The sequence below is a fragment of the Galbibacter sp. L-19 genome (assembly GCF_056857615.1).
Genome location: NZ_JBSXNL010000058.1, coordinates 1 through 18,004 on the forward strand (window position 1 = coordinate 1; position 18,004 = coordinate 18,004).

The 18,004-nt window shown below is 36.5% G+C and carries 13 protein-coding genes and 1 pseudogene; 4 read left to right on the forward strand and 10 right to left on the reverse strand.

The features are described 5' to 3' along the window. Positions 1-205: 205 nt before the first annotated feature. Positions 206-829, forward strand: coding sequence for a DJ-1/PfpI family protein (locus tag AC13CQ_RS11210; protein WP_008615095.1), 624 nt, complete (start codon positions 206-208; stop codon positions 827-829). A gap of 112 nt (positions 830-941) precedes the next feature. Beyond that, positions 942-1,256, forward strand: a pseudogene (locus AC13CQ_RS11215) (YegP family protein). A gap of 518 nt (positions 1,257-1,774) precedes the next feature. Here the strand turns inward: AC13CQ_RS11215 and AC13CQ_RS11220 are convergent. The 7 genes from AC13CQ_RS11220 to AC13CQ_RS11250 form a co-directional block, all read right to left on the reverse strand. After that, complete coding sequence (locus tag AC13CQ_RS11220) at positions 1,775-3,457, reverse strand: arylsulfatase (protein ID WP_474507823.1); 1,683 nt, start codon at positions 3,455-3,457, stop codon at positions 1,775-1,777. A gap of 18 nt (positions 3,458-3,475) precedes the next feature. Beyond that, positions 3,476-4,936: a RagB/SusD family nutrient uptake outer membrane protein gene (locus AC13CQ_RS11225; protein ID WP_482882898.1), complete on the reverse strand. Its 1,461-nt coding sequence runs from the start codon at positions 4,934-4,936 to the stop codon at positions 3,476-3,478. Positions 4,937-4,942: 6 nt separating this feature from the next. Beyond that, entirely contained in the window at positions 4,943-7,990 is a 3,048-nt protein-coding gene (locus AC13CQ_RS11230) for a SusC/RagA family TonB-linked outer membrane protein (RefSeq protein ID WP_474507825.1), read from the reverse strand. Positions 7,991-8,060: 70 nt separating this feature from the next. Beyond that, positions 8,061-10,619: a TonB-dependent receptor gene (locus AC13CQ_RS11235; protein WP_474507826.1), complete on the reverse strand. Its 2,559-nt coding sequence runs from the start codon at positions 10,617-10,619 to the stop codon at positions 8,061-8,063. A 73-nt stretch (positions 10,620-10,692) separates the two neighbouring features. Next, on the reverse strand, positions 10,693-11,052 hold the full coding sequence (locus tag AC13CQ_RS11240) for a hypothetical protein (protein WP_482882899.1): 360 nt from the start codon (positions 11,050-11,052) through the stop codon (positions 10,693-10,695). Positions 11,053-11,085: 33 nt separating this feature from the next. Further along, complete coding sequence (locus tag AC13CQ_RS11245; protein WP_474507828.1) at positions 11,086-12,096, reverse strand: DUF1684 domain-containing protein; 1,011 nt, start codon at positions 12,094-12,096, stop codon at positions 11,086-11,088. Positions 12,097-12,190: 94 nt separating this feature from the next. Continuing rightward, on the reverse strand, positions 12,191-13,465 hold the full coding sequence (locus tag AC13CQ_RS11250) for a Glu/Leu/Phe/Val family dehydrogenase (RefSeq protein WP_474507829.1): 1,275 nt from the start codon (positions 13,463-13,465) through the stop codon (positions 12,191-12,193). A gap of 283 nt (positions 13,466-13,748) precedes the next feature. On the opposite strand from AC13CQ_RS11250, the gene AC13CQ_RS11255 reads away from it, so the two are divergent. Together AC13CQ_RS11255 and AC13CQ_RS11260 are read left to right on the forward strand one after the other, a co-directional pair. Further along, positions 13,749-14,528 carry an alpha/beta fold hydrolase gene (locus AC13CQ_RS11255; RefSeq protein ID WP_474507605.1) on the forward strand — a complete coding sequence of 260 codons (780 nt, stop codon included), beginning with the start codon at positions 13,749-13,751 and terminating at the stop codon, positions 14,526-14,528. Positions 14,529-14,714: 186 nt separating this feature from the next. After that, positions 14,715-15,587 carry a sulfite exporter TauE/SafE family protein gene (locus AC13CQ_RS11260; RefSeq protein WP_474507606.1) on the forward strand — a complete coding sequence of 291 codons (873 nt, stop codon included), beginning with the start codon at positions 14,715-14,717 and terminating at the stop codon, positions 15,585-15,587. Positions 15,588-15,614: 27 nt separating this feature from the next. On the opposite strand, the gene AC13CQ_RS11265 is transcribed toward AC13CQ_RS11260, so the two are convergent. The 3 genes from AC13CQ_RS11265 to AC13CQ_RS11275 all read right to left on the reverse strand — a co-directional run bounded on the left by AC13CQ_RS11265 (position 15,615) and on the right by AC13CQ_RS11275 (position 17,739). Continuing rightward, complete coding sequence (locus AC13CQ_RS11265; RefSeq protein ID WP_474507607.1) at positions 15,615-16,016, reverse strand: RrF2 family transcriptional regulator; 402 nt, start codon at positions 16,014-16,016, stop codon at positions 15,615-15,617. 401 nt (positions 16,017-16,417) lie between these two features. Then, complete coding sequence (locus AC13CQ_RS11270) at positions 16,418-17,254, reverse strand: DUF932 domain-containing protein (RefSeq protein ID WP_482882901.1); 837 nt, start codon at positions 17,252-17,254, stop codon at positions 16,418-16,420. 77 nt (positions 17,255-17,331) lie between these two features. After that, positions 17,332-17,739 carry a hypothetical protein gene (locus AC13CQ_RS11275; RefSeq protein ID WP_474507831.1) on the reverse strand — a complete coding sequence of 136 codons (408 nt, stop codon included), beginning with the start codon at positions 17,737-17,739 and terminating at the stop codon, positions 17,332-17,334. Positions 17,740-18,004 lie beyond the last annotated feature (265 nt).

Sequence of the window (18,004 nt, forward strand, 5' to 3'; positions counted from 1 at the left end):
ATACTTGTCTGCTCTTTTATCGCTTCAATGGCTACTTTGGCCTTAAAGGATGCGCTGAATTTTCTTCTTGATGTTTTCATATTGACAGGGTTAAAATTACAACTTAATTTCCTGTCCTAAATTTGGGGAGTATTATACATAGTGGTTTATTTTATAGATTAGTGTAAATGTTATTTATGAATTATAAACTCAAAGAAGTATTCTCATGAATCATTTAGAAGTAAAGAACCTAAACGATTACAAAAAAATAAATGTAGGAATTTTTATATTCAATGAAGTCGAAGTTTTAGATTTTACTGGCCCATTTGAAGTTTTCTCTTTAGTAGAATATAACAATGAAAAGGTTTTTAATGTGATCACAATTGGGGAAGATGACAAATTATTGCATGCAAGAAATGGATTAAAAGTGCATTCGGATTATCAATTTGAAAACCATCCAGAACTCGATATACTAATAATTCCAGGTGGTTACGGTGCAGAACACATTGAAATAAAAAATAAGTGTTTACTTAATTGGATAAAAGAACAAAGTAAAAAAGTTCAAATTTTAGCCTCCGTTTGCACAGGAGCTCTTTTACTCGCTGAATGTGGTTTACTAAATAATAAGAGAGCAACCACTCACTGGATGGATTTAGACAGATTGGAAAAGGATTACCCCAAAATTAAAGTAGTAAGAGGTGTTAAATTTATAGATGAAGGGAACTTAATAACATCTGGAGGAATTTCAGCAGGAATTAACATGTCTTTTCATATTATAAAACAATTGATAGGAATGGAAATAGCAGTGTGCACTGCAAAAAGAATGGAATACGATATTGTTATAAAATAAAGTCCTTATAAAAAGATATATGTTATCATACTCAAAATGTAGCTGTTTTATAAAGCACAATACAACATGATTGAAATTATAGATTTAAGCCACAAAATATGGAGAATTTGAAATAAGCACCGATACATCTGATAAATATCGGTTTAATCTATAAGCTACGAATGGACAAGTGATTTTAAGTAGTCAAGGGTACACCACTAAATCAGCTTGTGAGAATGGTATCGACTCTGTAAAGAAAAATATTCAAGATGATGAAATGTTTGAACGGAATACCGCCAAAGATGGAAGTCCGTTTTTTAATTTAAAATCGAGTAATGGTCAAGTAATTGGTACTAGTGAGATGTATTCGAGTACTTCGGCTATGGAAACTGGAATCGCTTCTGTTAAATCAAATGCACCTGATGCAGCAATAGTAGATAATTCTTAACTATAAATACATAAACCCTCTCTTTTGCTATTGCTATAATAGCAATCATGATAAGGCTGGCTAAGACCAATTAGTGCCTTTTTTGTGTACCTCTTTTTTCCCTCTTCAACGGAAACTTCTCTAAACTCTTTAAAAAACTTTGCGATTTGTTGTGGACTAAATTTACTCTTTCTCATAATTACTTTTCAAAGTTAAGAATTGTTTTATACTTTTAAACAGTTCGGTTTTAAGGGGAGCTTACATCAATTTTAAAAAAAATTTATAAACTTCGTGAGATATTATCAATTACGGAACCATACATTTATTTTACTCCATAGCCATAAAACAAATTTTGAAAAATACCTATAATCCCCTTCCATGAACTCCAACCAATTTTCTTTTTCTCTTTTTAAAATATCTTTTATTTTCATTTGCTTTGCTCGTTATATGATAAAACCGGTTAGGGAAGTCCAACTTCTAATCTATACAAGAACCACCACGTAACTTATATGAGCCTAACCGATTTATATGCTTTACTTTTATTTATCTATTGTTTTTAATATTCCTTGTCTAAAACGAATCATTCCCTTCCCATTAGGAGAATGGCGTAATAAAGAATCCGTAGCTACTACATGATGATTTTTTGCCCAGAGCTCATAACTCTCCCTTAATTCTTGTACCAATTCCGGGTGCAGATTGGAAACATCCGATGTTTCCTCTCTGTCCTTTTCTATATTGAACAATTTCCATTTAGTCTCTCCTGCCAGAGAAAGGATTTTCCATTGATTGGCACGTACAGCCCTGTTTCCAGACCATTCAAAAAATAAAGTATCCTTTTTGACGTCTGACTCTCCCGTCAACTGAGGTAGCAATGAATTTCCTATAAGTGGCAAAACCTTATTCCCTTTATAGGAATTAGGATATAAAGATTGTGTAACTTCTAAAATGGTTGGAAATATATCAATGAGATGACCGCGTCCTGTCACAAGCGTATTTTCTTTAAACCTTTTGGGAAATGAAGCAATAAATGGTGAGCTGATTCCCCCTTCATATGGAAAGGTTTTCCAATACGTAAAAGGGGTATTTGCTGCATAAGCCCAACGATGGGTAATGGATTTATAGGAATCTAAAGTTCCAACTTCTGCTTGAATATCTGCAAATTGTGCATTTCCAAAACCGCGATTGACATCTTCCCCAGCGGCTCCATTATCGGATAAAAAGAAAAAGACAGTGTTTTCATATTGCCCGCTTTCTTTTAAATGTGCAATGAGTCGTCCTATATTTTGATCTACCCTATCAATCATAGCCGCATGAACTTCCATATATTTTGCCCAGTGCTCTTGTTCCTTTTTTGAAAGCTCATCCCAAGCAGGAATGGTGCTAGGGCGTTCGGACAATGGTTCAGACGAATTAATCAGTCCGCAATCTATAAGTTTTTTTCTTCGGTGCTGGCGTATCTGATCCCAACCCTTATCAAATTTCCCTTTATACTTTTCTATATCCTCAACAGGCGCCTGTAATGGCCAATGTGGAGCATTATAGGCCAAGTATAAGAAAAAGGGGGCCTGCTGAATTGTATCAGAAACCATTTTTATGGCTTCTGTTGTTATGGCATCCGTCAGATAAAAGGTCGAGTCTTTTACCTTAGTGGGTACATTATTATAATAAATTTCAAGAGGATCATGGGTAAAAGGTTTTTTAGCAAAATAACTGCTTGCTCCACCTGGAAAACCATAAAATTTATCAAACCCTCGTTGATTTGGTAATTGATCATGTTTGGTACCTAAATGCCATTTTCCTGATAAATAGGTACGGTATCCGTTCTGATTCAGAACTTCTGCTATCGTTACGGACTCCTTATTTAGATACCCTTGGTATGCCGGAATTCCTAAATCCACGGCAAAAAAGCCTACTCCCGCATCGTGTTGATATTGCCCTGAAAGTAATGAAGCTCTGGTGGGGGCACATATTCCAACATTGTAAAATTCGCGAAAAGAAACACCATTTGAAGCCAATGCATCTAAGTTTGGGGTTTGAATCTGTGATCCATAAGCTCCTATGTCTGAATAGCCCAGATCATCCGTTAAAATCAATACAACATTTGGTTTCTTGGTCTCATTTACAGCCACAATATCTTTTTTCTTATGGGGTGTTTCGCATGAAATCGAACTAAGTAGTATTCCGATTAAAAGGGTTGTTAATACAATAGAATTTGTTTTCATATAAATATGCTTTTTTGGTTAATACCCCTCCCATTCAGGGCTTTGTTTTAAATTGGGATTTAATAGCAATTCTCGTTGGGGAATAGGGAACTTTACATGCCTAGGTGCAGCATTTGTTTTGCCTGCCCTATGAAGCATTTTTACGTAATAATCGGCTCCTCTACGGGTAAGGTCAAACCAGCGATGATATTCCAAGGCAAGTTCCTTTCTTCGTTCCTCATAAATCTTATCTCTGAATGCTTCCTTGTTTAAGCTTGGTGCTATTTCTTTTAAAGGAGCCACATGAGCTCGTTTCCTTACTTTATCAACAGCTTCATAGGCTGCATCAGAAGGACCTTCTAATTCATTTAATGCCTCTGCATGCATGAGCAAGACATCGGCATAGCGCAGTAGCGGAATATTTACCCGGGATAATTGCGGGGTATAGGCTGCTTCTGGGTCAAAGTATTTCACATAACTTAAATTTGCAAGTGTTACTTTTGCACCCGTAGTAGGATCAGACAATTCCTTCGCAAAGGTTACATTCCTTCTGGTATCCCCTTCTTGATAACTTTGATATAAATCACTTTGTGGATTAGGAGCATCCACGTATTCTCCATTAAACTCAAAGGGGAGTGAAAACCAAGACAAACCATTATTTAAAGAGGCATCTCCATTAAACTGAATGGAAAAAATATGCTCCTTTCCATTTTTTGATTCTGGGCTAAAAACGGATGCAAACTCTTCAAAAAGCCCATACCATCCTGAGTCCATAAGTTCCTTTGTTTTAGCTGCTGACTTTTGCCACTCTCCTTTTCTTAGATATACTTTGGCTAATAATATTTTAGCTGCTCCCGCCGTGGCGCGTCCCGCATCTATATCTGCATAAGATCCTGGAATCGGCAACGCTTCTGCAGCTTCCAAATCTTTTATAATTTGTTCATAAATCTGGGACTCAGCAGTATTGGACACCTGCAATTTCTCCAGTGACAAAGAAGATGTTTCCTTAAGAATAAGCGGAACACTTCCAAACCATCTGACCAGATTAAAATAATTCCAGGCTCGTAGAAATTTCGCTTCATTAATTAAACGATTTTGAAGTTTTGAATCTATAACATCGGGGTGTAACAGTGCAATACGATCAATCGCAATATTGGCACGGTTAATGGCGTCATAACTATATTGCCATGTCCAATTAAGTCCCGTATTATTCGGAACATAATTGATTTTAGAGAGATCGATAACCTGAGAGCTTCGTGTTCTTGGACCAGCGCTTACATCATCGGTAGCCATTTCAAGCATCATCAGTTGGCGGTTATATAGCACCAACCATTCGGTAAACATCCTATGGTATATAGCATTAACAGCGGACTCTGCATCTTCACTGGTATTGTAAAATTGATCGACTGTCAAATTTGATTCAGGTGATTCTTCCAAGTCAGTACATGCCTGAAATGATAAAACTAAAAGGCTAATCAAGGTATATTTCTTCATTTTCATTATAATTTAAAAGGTTACTTTAAGTCCTGCCGATATACTTCGCGATGTGGGATATACCCCTGCGTCATATCCTTTAGTTACTGTATTACCAGCAGAGGTTACCTCAGGGTCAAATCCAGTGTATTTTGTCCAAGTCAATAGATTTTGTGCTGTTAGGTATAGTCTTAAGTTGCTAACAAAAAATTTAGAAGTGATGGCATTAGGAAACGTATAACCTAACACAATACTTTTTAAACGCAGATAGGATCCGTCTTCAACGAAACGGTTGAGAAAAATATTGGATGGATCTGCCGAAGCCCTGGGAATAGCTGTAACTGTATTTTCTTCTGACCAACGATTCACAGCTTCTAAAGAAGCATTTTGCTGTCCTGTCAATAGTTCCAGTACTTGACGATTGCCATTAAGAATCTCATTTCCAACGGAGCCCTGTAACAAAATATTCAAATCAATATTCTTGTAATTAAAGGTATTGGTTAGTCCAAAAATAAAATCCGGCTGGGCATTCCCTATAATTTCCCGATCAGCAGCCGTAGAAAAAGTGCCATCCCCATCAATATCTTTATAAATACGATCTCCTGGCTGTGGATCATTTCTTCCTGTTAAAGCACCCAATTCGGTTTCTTGCCCAGGTTGTAATATCCCATTGGCAACAGCTCCATAAAAAGATCCTAAGGGTTGTCCTTCCTTAATAATATAATCCCCATTGAAGTTCCCTCCCAATATAAAATCAGTATTTCCATCTCCTATGCTGATGACTTTATTTCTGTTAAGGGAAATATTAAATCCGGAATTCCAGTTAAAATCTCCTTCAAAATTGACGGTGTTAACGGCTACTTCCAGTCCTTTATTTTCAACCGAACCGTAATTTTGTAGCGAAGAGGCAAAACCACTGGTCCATGGAATTTCAACATTCAGGAGCAAATCTTCGGTTTTTTTATAATAGGCGTCAAGTGTTAAATTAATACGGTTATCAAAAAATCCAACATCTAGACCTACATCAGTCTGTTTGGTCGTTTCCCATCCAAGCTCACTATTGGCAATCCTATCGGGTGTAAATCCGGTGACAAAATCAGTTCCCAATAACACACGTACTGCACTTAGGGTGGATAAAGACTGATACACGCCTATCTCCTGATTCCCTGTAGTTCCATAACTTACCCTTAGTTTTAAATTACTGATGGTATTTTCAAGAGGACTAAAGAACGCTTCGTTGCTAATTCGCCAGGCCAATGCAACAGATGGAAAATAACCCCATTTGTTATCACTTCCGAACCTAGAAGAACCATCAGCCCGAAAAGTTGTCGTTATAAAATACCGCTGATCATAATTATAATTAATCCTTCCCAAATAAGAGAGCAGACTCCATGAATACGTGTTGGAACCTGGCAATAAGGCCACTGAACCACTTCCTAAATTGTTAAAAGTAAGGGCATCAGTTACAAAATTTTGGGATCCGGCATTAAAATGCTCATTAGTATATTGTTGCTGGGTAAATCCCAACAATCCCTCTACACTATGTTTGCCAAATACATTTTTATAGGTCAGTGTATTTTCATTAAGCCAAGAGTAGGCTTCCAGAGCTGCAATTCTGGCCTCTCCACCAACGAGACTTCCTTCATAAAGGGTGGTTGGCAAATATGACTCCTCTTTTAAATTATTAATATCTGTTCCCAATGAGACTTTTAATTTTAGCCGATTCCAAAGTGTGTACTCCCCGTACACGGTTCCCAGAATCCTGAGATTTTTGCTTTTATTGGTTTGCAATTCAAGTGATGCTATAGGATTTGTTATGACATTCTCAAAAGGGTTTCGTAAAGTAAAATTGCCGTTTTGATCGTAAATACTAGCTGTAGGCGGCATCGTAAGGAGTGCTGAAACAAGTCCCGAGGGAGCCAGTTTATTATTGGTTTTACTTCCTGTAAGATGAAACCCAATTTGAAAATCATCATTGATTTTGGTCTCTAGGTTTATCCGGGTACTGATACGGTTAAATCCTGTATTCTTAATAATTCCTTTCTGGTCAAAAAAACTTCCCGAAATTAGATATTTGGTACGATCTCCCGCTCCGGAAACGGTAAGTTGATGTGTTGAGATTGGGGCAGCTTGAAATGCAGCCTCCTGCCAATCCGTGCCTGCTCCCAAATTTGCAATTTGATCAGGAGTTAAATATTGGTAAGGTCCTTGTGTTGGGTTCCTGTCCAACAAAGCTTCATTTCTAAGCTTTGCAAATTCAGAAGCATTCATAACCCCTATCTTTCTTCGGAGTTCCTGTATCCCGTAATTTATTTCATAAGACACCTTCGGGTTCCCTTTTTTCCCTTGTTTGGTAGTTATAATCACTACCCCATTTGCTCCCCGGGAACCATATATAGCTGTAGCTGAAGCATCTTTCAATACATTGATACTGGCAATATCGGAAGGGTTTAAAGATGAAAGCGGGTTGGTTGTATTCCCAGAGACCACGCCAAGGGAAAGATCATTGTTATACACTGGAAATCCATCGATTACATATAGGGGTTCATTCCCCCCCTGAATAGAGCCACCCCCACGGATACGAACACTAATTCCTCCCCCTGGCTGTCCTGATGTCTGCGTAACCTGAACCCCGGCGACCCCACCTTGAAGAAGTTGATCCACTGAAGAGGCCGGTCTATCTTGTAAAAGTTTATCAGCTACCGAAGAAACAGCCCCAGTAAGATCTTCTTTTTTTTGGGTTGCATAGCCCACTACCACCACTTCATTTAGTTCTTCTGTAAGTTCCTCAAGTATTACATCAAGAACTCTCAGTCCCAAAACCTTCTTTTGCACAGATTTCAATCCTATACTGGAAATAGACAATACTTCATTCCCCGCTACTTGTATGGTGTAATAACCATCAAAATCGGTAACTGTTCCCTGCTCTGTTCCTTTAATAAATATAGTAGCTCCTGGAACTGGTACCCCCGTAGAGGTTTTGATTTGTCCTTTTAAACTGTATGTTTGTTGCCCATAAATTGTTATGGTAAATAAAAGAAGGATTAGCGTTATAAAAACGCGATTATTTTTTGCTGTCATTATAATTTTATGGTTGTTTGATTCATAGTTATATAGCATTAAGATATGCTGATAGGATAGCGTGTATTTATTAAAGAAAACTATATTTTAGGGTTATTCCGTAAGTTCCGGGATCACCCAATACAGCTGCATAATGTCCTGCACTTCCTCCTGCGGGCAGCAATTGTTCGAAGTAATTCTTATTAAAGAGGTTTCTGCCCCAAACAAATATAGAAAGTCCTTTATAGGCTCTAAATCCAGCCCTGGCATTAAAAAGCCCGTATCCGGGTATATTTAAATATTTGGACGGGGAACCACTGGATGAAAATTCCGTTCTAAAATAACTGTCCACTCCTAAGAACAATGTTCCCTGTTGCTCCCAAATTTCCAATGGATTAGAAGTTAGTTCTCCCCCTAAAGATCCCGTCCATTTAGATACTCCCGGTAGTTTCCCTCCTGAAATATCCTTAAATGCCTGGTTCCCTCCTACTTCTTCCAGGGGAACCGGTGCATTGGTAAAAGATTCATATTTCGCATCGGTATAAGCCAAAGAGCCTTTGAAAGCTATATTTTCATTGAGACGAATTGTACCATCGAGTTCAGCTCCAAATACCCTTACCTCTTCGGCATTGGACAGATACCCTCTATTTACACCAAGTTCCGGTGTCTGCACTACAGTTTGAAAATCCGATATGAAAGTATTGTAAAAAGAAAGGTTAAAAGTTGAATTACTTGTCGGTTTGGATTTAAAACCAATCTCAAAATGTGTTACATACTCAGGTTTCACTTCTGCTAATTCCAGTAGTGGCTCTCCATTCTGGGTGGGTAGCCCCCCAAGGTTGACACCTATGGGTTTATAGTTTGTAGAAAAGGTAGCGTAGGTGTTTAAGGCTTTTAAGGGCTGGTATCGTAAGGTTAACTGCCCTGAAATATTGGTATTGTTTACATCCACATTAAAGGCTTGGTCTGAATATACTCGCTCTTTAAGCGCTATTAAATCCGGATCATCCGTTTGTAACCCTCCATAGGTTTTCCTATTATATTCCACTTCTTTGGTATCATAATTAAAGCGCAAACCGGGTAAAAGATGAAGCTTCTCGTTAATTTTCCAATCTACATTGGCAAAAACAGCCCCACTAAAACTCTCCAATCGGTTTTTGGTTTTTATTCCATATCCGTCCAACAAGCCCAGTGTTTGCCATGCCGGATCCTGCGTATTCTGAGCAAAACGCCATTGAGCGGCTCCGGATTCTTGGGTATGTACAGGGTCAGATTTTAGGTTTTGTCCTAATATAAATATCCCGATCACTCCACTCAAATTGGATGTGAAATCGCCTACGTATCTTATTTCCTGAGACCATTGATCGTGTCTGGAAGGTGCCTGAGATAAGTTTAAAACCGGTAATCCTGTAAAATCCCTATCGTTGGAAGGCCCCCAATTCCAATACCGCCATGCTGTGGTAGAAGTTAATGTGCCGTTCCAAAGTTGAAAATCTGCATTAAGTGACAATCCCCCCAATTGATTTTTGGAACGCCATGGTGTATCATGATCGATAATTCTGTCAAAAGGATTCCTGCTAGGTAATTCATAATTAAGATCCGCTATGATTTGTTCAAATTGACGAAAATCAGGTCTTTGAGTAGTTACTACCCCGGCAAAAACCTGAGCATATCCATTAGGTTTTTGGCTAGAGGCATCCCCTGAAAGTAAAATTTTAATGGCATTATTTGGTGTGTACAACAATTGACCCCTGAAACCAATATTATTTAGATCATTTACATGTTCATCCCGTGCTACATTATAAATAGTTCCATCTCTTTGCGTCCCAGAAAACGATATTCTTCCGGCCAGTTTATCCGAAACCAAGGGCCCCGTCACAAAGCTCTTTGCCTGGATAAAACCGTAATTTCCAAAGCTTGTTTCAAAACCAGCTTCTGGTGTAAAACTAGGTTTACTGGTTGTGATATTAAATGCCCCGGCAGTCGTGTTCTTTCCAAAGAGTGTTCCTTGGGGACCTCTAAGCACCTCAATTTGTTCTATATCTATAAAATCCAGGGTGGTTGCCGCCGGTCTAGCATAATATACACCATCCACATAGAATCCTACTCCGGGATCAATTCCATCATTGGTGAGCCCAAAGGTTGAACCGAGCCCCCGGATATTTAGGGTCGTATTTCTAGGGTTAGAAGAATACAATTGTACAGAGGGAACCAGTTCTTTTATTCTATTGACATTAAACGCCCCTGTTTCTTCAACTTGAGAAGCATCTATAATCGAAATAGGAATAGGAACCTCCAATGCGGACTCGCTGCGCCTTCTGGCCGTCACTACAATTTCAGAAAGTGAAGAGGACGCTAAATACAAAGGTATCTCTAGAAAACTATTGTCCTTTGCCGTTAAACTCTTTGTATGATACCCTAAATAAGTAAAGGTTAATTGTACAGGAAAGTTCTGATCAAATTCTAAATAAAAACTGCCTTCCACATCAGTTGATGTTCCAATATTAGTACCTTTTATCTGTACAGTAGCTCCAGATAAGGATTCTTTGGTTTGACCATCAATCAGTTTTCCTTGTAATACGTTTTGAGCGGAAAGTCTATAGAAGCTTAAAAAAATAATGCTTAAGCTGATAATTTTATAATATTTCATAAAAATTTTATTTGGATTACTTTATTAATTATATATAGTCTATCGGTTTAATAGATTTAATGATTAAATTTTTTTAATTTATTACTTTAATAGTCATTGACATGGTATGCCCCATTAATTGAAAAGCTGAAATAACAAGAGCTTTTATATCTTCAGTATTGAAATGTTTATAGCTTTCATATAAAAATTCGGGAGCCATTCCTCGTGGAAAACACAAAGATGCAATCGTAATATTTGAGGAATCTATGGCTAGATTTCCAAATGCCATGTGACTCTTTTCTGATATATCTTTTTGAACACCGTGATTGATTACCAAAATAGGTGCGCTTCCCAAGGGTTCCCCAAATGTAGAAACTTGTATCGGTATTCCAATATAATGTATTCCGCTTTCGGTACTAAAGGCATCTATTTGCAACAGATGTTTTTGCTTCATTATCTTTTTAACAGCTCCCATACATAATTTGATTTAAAAATGAATATTAAAATCTTTGTTGACTTCGATTTGATCCTTCGAATATCCTAATTCCTTATATTTCTTTTCACCTGCCGTAATTGGAATTGTAAGTATATTTTGTTTTGGAGGAATCGGACAAGTTGCAAAAGCAGTAAAGGCACAAGGTGGATTGTAAGCCTTGTTAAAATCCAGCCACGTATAGCCGGCTTTATTAGGAGTCTCAGCATATAAGAACCTGCCTGTATGGTAGGTTTCCATGCCATTGGTCTGATCCCCAAATACTATGAAAAGTTTACTTCCCTCCCTTAGAACATCTAAGTGAAATTCTTTTTCTCCTATTGTAAAATAAAGTGTTCCTGGTGAATTTTGCTCACTGGTTCGATCTGTTACATCGTTTATTGGTATTGTTCGCAAAGGTACGGGTTGAAATTTTGCCCGAACCCTCCATTTGCTATCTATTGGAAAGCTCGCTGTCCCTGTAAATTTATCGACCAATTCGTTGTTTAAATCTCTAACCCTTACGGCAAAACTGTTTCCTCTTTTAATAATGAACCATCGCAATGTATTATGAGATAAAATAATTGTTTCTTTGGAGGGATAAACAGTTATTTCCTTAACAGGAACATTATTTGCTCTTACCGTAACCCCTTGACTGGCATAGAAAGTAATCACCCCCTCATGGGTTAAACGGAAATGACCTATATCTCGACTACTCTTATTCTTAGGAAAAATAATATCATGCCCTTTAGTTGAACCAATGGTATTTTTCCCTTGATGAAGCCAAAATAGTCCTATAAGATTTAACCATCCATCTTGAGCTTTCAATGCCGCAACTCGTTTATTTTTCCATTGCACAATACTATCGATATACTTAATTTCTGAAAGTTGTATATCCGTGTCTTTAGTCCAGGACAAACTGGAATGAACAGTTTCTTTGCAGGCTCCTATAGCATATAATAGAACAATGAAGCACATTGCTTTACCTGTTAATTGCTTTAACCGGCTTGTATGTATTTTACTCATTTCACTTAATTTATATGATACCCCGAGCGGATTCGAACCGCTGTAAAAGCTTTTGCAGAGCTTCACCTAGCCACTCGGTCACGGGGCTGTTAATTCAATGCCTCCCTTTAAAACGATAGGTCACCTCTAATTTTTTAAGTGCCGTAATATAAGCGGCCGTACGTAAGGTAACCTTATATTTCTCTGTATTATACCAAACCTTATTAAAGGCCGCCTTCATTTTTTCATCATGTCGGTAGTACACCTCTTCTTCCAACCAATACTGCTCTAACCGATTCTGTATCCATTCATAATAGGATACAATAACACCTCCTGCATTTGCTAAAATATCGGGGAGAACATAGATCCCTTTTTTAGCCAATATTTCATCAGCATAAGGAACCAGAGGACCATTAGCAGCTTCAATGATAATAGCGGCTTGTATTTTATAGGCAATTGATTCAGTAATGACATTTTCACTAGCAGCCGGTATAAGAATATCCGTAGGGATTTCAAAAAGTTCTTCATGTGCGATTGGAGTCCCTTGAGAAAATCCCTTCAAGGTATTCCCGTTTGACTTACTATAGGCTATGGCTTCCTCTACAGGAATTCCATTAGGATTCCAAAATGCTGCGCTATGATCGGAAATAGCAATAATTTTAATACCTTGTTTTGAAAGCCATCTGGCCGTATGACTTCCCACATTCCCAAACCCCTGAATTACTGCAGAGGTATGCTTTGGATCTTTCCCTAGTTTTTTTAATAATTCCAGAGCTGTAATCATAACACCTCTTCCTGTGGCGGCTTCTCTTCCTTTGGATCCGCCTAAAATAATGGGTTTTCCTGTTACAACCCCTAAAGAATTTTCCCCAGAAGTCTTATTATATTCATCCAATATCCAGGCCATTTCACGTTCTCCTGTTCCCATATCAGGTGCTGGAATATCTTTATTTATACCAAATACATCCTTCATTGCACGTGCATATTTTCTAGAGAGCCGTTCCAACTCCCCTTCACTAAGAGAAAGTGGATCACAATTAATTCCGCCTTTTGCTCCCCCAAAAGGCAATTCAACTAAGGCAGTTTTAAAAGTCATCCATGCAGCTAAAGCAGCTACTTCATCCTCATTGACTTCCAAACTATAACGCACTCCCCCTTTTGAAGGTCCCATAAGTATTGAATGAATAATTCTATACCCTTCAAAAACTTCTACTTTCCCATTATCTAATGCAAGAGGAATGGTTATATGGATTTTTCTTACAGGTCTTTTTAAAATATCTTTAATTTCCTTTGAAGCGTTTATTATAGCAGCAGCTCGCTCTATTCGATACATTACCGTATTATATAATCCTTGCGATAAAATTTCATTATGATCGTTTAGTTTTTTCATGTATCTCGTATTTAATTAATCATTAGTCATAAAAAATTCCCCATTTTTCAATGGGGAATCAGAATTAGCAATGCACTTCCAAATTAAAAAGCATATACTGGATCCTCCCACTTGTTTAGTTCCAACATGCTACACATTATATTTAAAAAGACAGTTAACATCTATTTGTTTGTTTTATGCAACAAATATAAACAACTTTTTTAAATCTATAAATCCTATCGATTTAATATGATATAAAAAATTATTATATCTTTGCTCTATCCTTAATTCCTAAAAAAATAAAATGCATATAGCTCAAACAAATGATAGTATTACACTGAGACACAAAAAACAAAATGTAATATTAATTCACGGCCTATTTAGATCTCTAAGTAATTGGAATTTGGTAAAAAGTGATCTCTCAAATTTGTATAACATATATACTCCTGAATTACCAATTTATAAACAAAACACATCTATCTCTCCATTAAGAGAATTGGTGGATTTTTTAAAAAATTACATCACTATACATCAAATTAAAGATCCCATACTTGTTGGAAATTCGCTTGGAGGACATGTGGCTTTGCTTTATACCTTAAGGTATCAATATAATGTAGCAGGCTTAGTTTTAACAGGAAGTTCTGGACTTTATGACAGTTCAATAAATAATCAATTTACTATAATCAATGATTATACCTACATAAAATCAAAAATTACAGAATTTTTTTATAAAACAGAAGTTGTTGAGGAAAAATTAATAAACAACATCCTTACAGATATCCAAGATAAAAAAAATCTCCTATCCATCATTAGCCTCATAAAAGACGCCAAAAGACAAAGTTTAAAAGATGAGCTGCATACTATTAAAATCCCTATTCAACTAATCTGGGGAATGCAGGATAATATAACCCCGATTTCTGTAGCCGAAGAGTTTTACCTCTCCTTTCCGTCTGTAAGATTATCCCTTATTAATGAATGTGGGCATGTTCCAATGATGGAACAACCCGTAGCTTTTAACAATATAATGTATGAATTTATAAATGCTAAAATTATAAGCAATGCTCAACATTCGAACATAACATAAATTAGTGATTCCCTAGTAGCTTATAATGACCACATAAATGTTTCATAGTTAGTTTTAGTTGAACGAGGTGTCCTCTATCTAGAGGATGCTTTTTTATTTAATCCTACTTAACCCATAGAATTAATATTTTTTATATATTAGCCGAATATTTAATTACAAGCATTATATATGTTCACAATTCAACTTATGAAGAGAAAATTTCTAAATATCAGTTATAAACAAATAGGATGGGCTATACTTAGCTTAAAGCTATTATTGATTGGTTACTTTATATATATTATTACGCAAAGTGAAGAATTCACCTTTTCTTTTGACAGTACCTTTTATACATTTATAGGCATAGGATTTTGTGCACAACTAATAGATGGCGCTTTAGGGATGGCCTATGGAGCAAGTAGCAGTGCTTTACTGCTACATTTTGGGGTATCTCCAAAAATAGCATCAGCCAGCGTTCATATGGCCGAGGTTTTTACAACAGGAGTATCCGGTTTATCACATTTAAAATTTAAAAATATTGATAAAAATTTATTAGTCCGACTTGTTGTTCCTGGTGTCATTGGCGCTGTATTAGGAGCATACTTACTCTCCGATGTTTTAAATGGAGGATTTGTTAAACCTTACATCTCTGCTTATTTACTAATACTAGGAAGCATTATTCTCTACAAAGGAATTCGAAATAAGTTTAAAGAAAAAGAAAAAGTTAAGAGAGCGGGACTATTAGCATTCATTGGAGGTCTATTTGACGCCATTGGTGGTGGTGGCTGGGGACCTATTGTAACCTCTAATATTATCAATCAGGGGAAAAATCCTCGAATCACAATAGGGACAGTGAATACTGCTGAATTTTTTGTTACCTTTTTTGCAACAGGTATATTTCTTTTTTATGTTGGGGTTGACAGCTGGCAAGTAGTACTCGGGCTCATTATTGGGGGAGTCATTGCAGCACCATTAGGAGCTTTCCTTGCATCAAAAATTAATAAAAGAATACTAATGATTGTAGTTGGCTTAGTAATAATACTCACATCAACATTAACAATCTATCATGCCACTTCAGCATAAACCTTTCAGATCAGTAGCGTAAAAAAATTACATCTCTGTAATGGACTTTTCTAAAACAGGCAACATTTCTGTTCGTACATCTATGAATAATTTACGCACTTTGCAGATGTGTTCATCTATACATTCTTCACACTTTTCATAAAAATTTTCTGAAGTACAGGTAGTTAATGCAATCGGACCATCCATAATTCGCATAACCGAAGCTACGGTAATAGCTTCAGGTTGTATAACAAAGCTATATCCTCCTTTTGGCCCCCGATGACTTTTTATGATCCTATTTTGCTTTAAATTACTCATAATAGTCTCTAGAAATTTATAAGGAATTTTTTGTTCATCAGAAATTACCTTTACTGGAATGGGAATCTCCTTAGGATGTTCATGCATATAAATAAGTGCTTTAAGGGCATATTTTGCTTTTCTAGATAACATATAAAATTATATTTAGTCAATATATGCAATAATAAGAAGATAAGTGATGTTTATCAAAATTAAACGCAACAAAGGAATTCCGATCAAGCGGATCTAAGCCTTTGATTTTATGCAGGTGTACCATTTCACTTATATATGAATTCAAAAAGTGTCCTTACAATAAAACCAAAGGCTTTTTTCCAAGATGTCTTTTGAGCAATGCTTTACCCGAAATAAAGAGAAGCGGTATGTAGGGTAATGTGCTGAACAAAACCATGTATCGCTATTGAATAAAATACTCCAGTTTAAAGGTACTAGAGTAACCTTAGTATTTGACAGAATCAACTTCATCGAAGTGTTCAATAGAAATTGTTTTTAAATTACGACCTAAAAGATCGGGTAATTAAACTCTCAATGAGCGATTAAACCATTTCATAAATTTCATCAAACAGCACTTTATCCAATTTTTCCTGTTGCGCAAAGCCTTTTTTAAGGGTGTTGTGAAGCATCCAGTTAAAAGCATTGTATCCCGTCCACAATGAGGGTCTTGCTTCAATTGAAGATGACTCATTTTCAATCAATTCAATAAGCTCCCGTGATTTTTTGGAAGGCTCGTCGTTATGGTCACTACATTCAAAACGGAACAATTTCGTTTTATCAAGAATATCTTTTACAAAGGCTTTGATATCGATAATTTCGATAGCTTCAAGTTCCTTAAATTTTTGCGTTACACCATAATACTCATTATCCAAGAATTTATCGAAAAGTTGATGTAGGTTTTGCATAATCAAATTCGTACTGTTTTTAGTGTGTCTAATGGAAAAGGCAATTTTAGCTTGTGAAACATGCAGTCCGTTGGCGCATACTTTCCTATAAAAACCAAAGTGACCAGAAGTTTTTTCACTCCCATCATAAGAATTCTTAAAACGGAGCATGGGTAGTATTTGGTCTTGTTTATTTTTAAGTTCAAATAGATTGTCATTGTCGATGATAAAATCAACCACAAACGCTCTGTCATTTCGATTGATGGTTCGTTTACGATACTTTAGATTGGCATCTACCAAAAGTTGTTCTGCCTTGTGGAAAAACAGTTCATTAGGAATATGCCCATAACTTTTGGATACCACATTAACAATTTTGCCATTGGATACAATGACATTTTCAAGCCCGCTACGGGACTTAATTCCAGTGATGCTTTCAAAAGATTTTATTTCTGATGGAATAAAAATCTCGTCCTGTTGTAAATGATTTAAATACATGATGTTAAAATTTTAGATTAAAAAAAGAAAAGCCCACTCTTGCGAGTAAGCTTTTTGATAAAATAACACTTTAAGATTTACAGCTCAAACTGAACAATTTGTTGTTCAATTTCAGCTTTACGCTGTTCTAAAGTGGATTGTAAATGCGAGGTCACCAATTTGATAAGATTTGAATTGGTGGTTTTAAATTCCAGATGACGGGAATCTCGAATAAAGAAACTACTCGAACCATCCTGATTGTAATTAAATTTGGTGAGTTCGGTTAAGGTCTCTGCCAAGCGTTCCCGTTGGGTTGCCAAGCCTCGTAACTTTTCAAACTTCTGGATACGCTCATCCAAACTAATTTCAGGCTTTTGAGGAACAACCTTAGGTACTGGTGTTACCGTTTTCCCAACAGCATCCTGATTCAACTTTTTTTGAACGTCCTTTTTAACAGTAGCACTTTGTTTTTTTGCTACACCGCTTGCTTTTGTTTTTGTTTCCATAATAATGAAATTTTTAGACCTGTCTGCCGACAGGCAGGTTAAACAATATTTGAGCATAACCCAAACGGAAGCCAAAATTTTGGAGTGGAAAGGAAACGGAATAAACGAGCATGGAAATAGCGGTGGCTTTATGCCGTCCCTTTTCCGAGAAATATTTTGCGAGTTTAATTTTCGGGAATATTGTATAGCTATACTCTTATATTCCTTAAGACATATCTACTCCAAGTGATATAAACAAGAAGCAAAATAAGTAATTCAGTATGCT

Excerpts from the sequence above, each read along its gene's own strand:
- AC13CQ_RS11210 (WP_008615095.1), top strand. The coding sequence starts at position 206 with ATGAATCATTTAGAAGTAAAGAACCTAAACGATTACAAAAAAATAAAT.
- AC13CQ_RS11220 (WP_474507823.1), bottom strand. The coding sequence starts at position 3,457 with ATGAAAACAAATTCTATTGTATTAACAACCCTTTTAATCGGAATACTA.
- AC13CQ_RS11225 (WP_482882898.1), bottom strand. The coding sequence starts at position 4,936 with ATGAAAATGAAGAAATATACCTTGATTAGCCTTTTAGTTTTATCATTT.
- AC13CQ_RS11230 (WP_474507825.1), bottom strand. The coding sequence starts at position 7,990 with ATGACAGCAAAAAATAATCGCGTTTTTATAACGCTAATCCTTCTTTTA.
- AC13CQ_RS11235 (WP_474507826.1), bottom strand. The coding sequence starts at position 10,619 with ATGAAATATTATAAAATTATCAGCTTAAGCATTATTTTTTTAAGCTTC.
- AC13CQ_RS11240 (WP_482882899.1), bottom strand. The coding sequence starts at position 11,052 with ATGAAGCAAAAACATCTGTTGCAAATAGATGCCTTTAGTACCGAAAGC.
- AC13CQ_RS11245 (WP_474507828.1), bottom strand. The coding sequence starts at position 12,096 with ATGAGTAAAATACATACAAGCCGGTTAAAGCAATTAACAGGTAAAGCA.
- AC13CQ_RS11250 (WP_474507829.1), bottom strand. The coding sequence starts at position 13,465 with ATGAAAAAACTAAACGATCATAATGAAATTTTATCGCAAGGATTATAT.
- AC13CQ_RS11255 (WP_474507605.1), top strand. The coding sequence starts at position 13,749 with ATGCATATAGCTCAAACAAATGATAGTATTACACTGAGACACAAAAAA.
- AC13CQ_RS11260 (WP_474507606.1), top strand. The coding sequence starts at position 14,715 with ATGAAGAGAAAATTTCTAAATATCAGTTATAAACAAATAGGATGGGCT.
- AC13CQ_RS11265 (WP_474507607.1), bottom strand. The coding sequence starts at position 16,016 with ATGTTATCTAGAAAAGCAAAATATGCCCTTAAAGCACTTATTTATATG.
- AC13CQ_RS11270 (WP_482882901.1), bottom strand. The coding sequence starts at position 17,254 with ATGTATTTAAATCATTTACAACAGGACGAGATTTTTATTCCATCAGAA.
- AC13CQ_RS11275 (WP_474507831.1), bottom strand. The coding sequence starts at position 17,739 with ATGGAAACAAAAACAAAAGCAAGCGGTGTAGCAAAAAAACAAAGTGCT.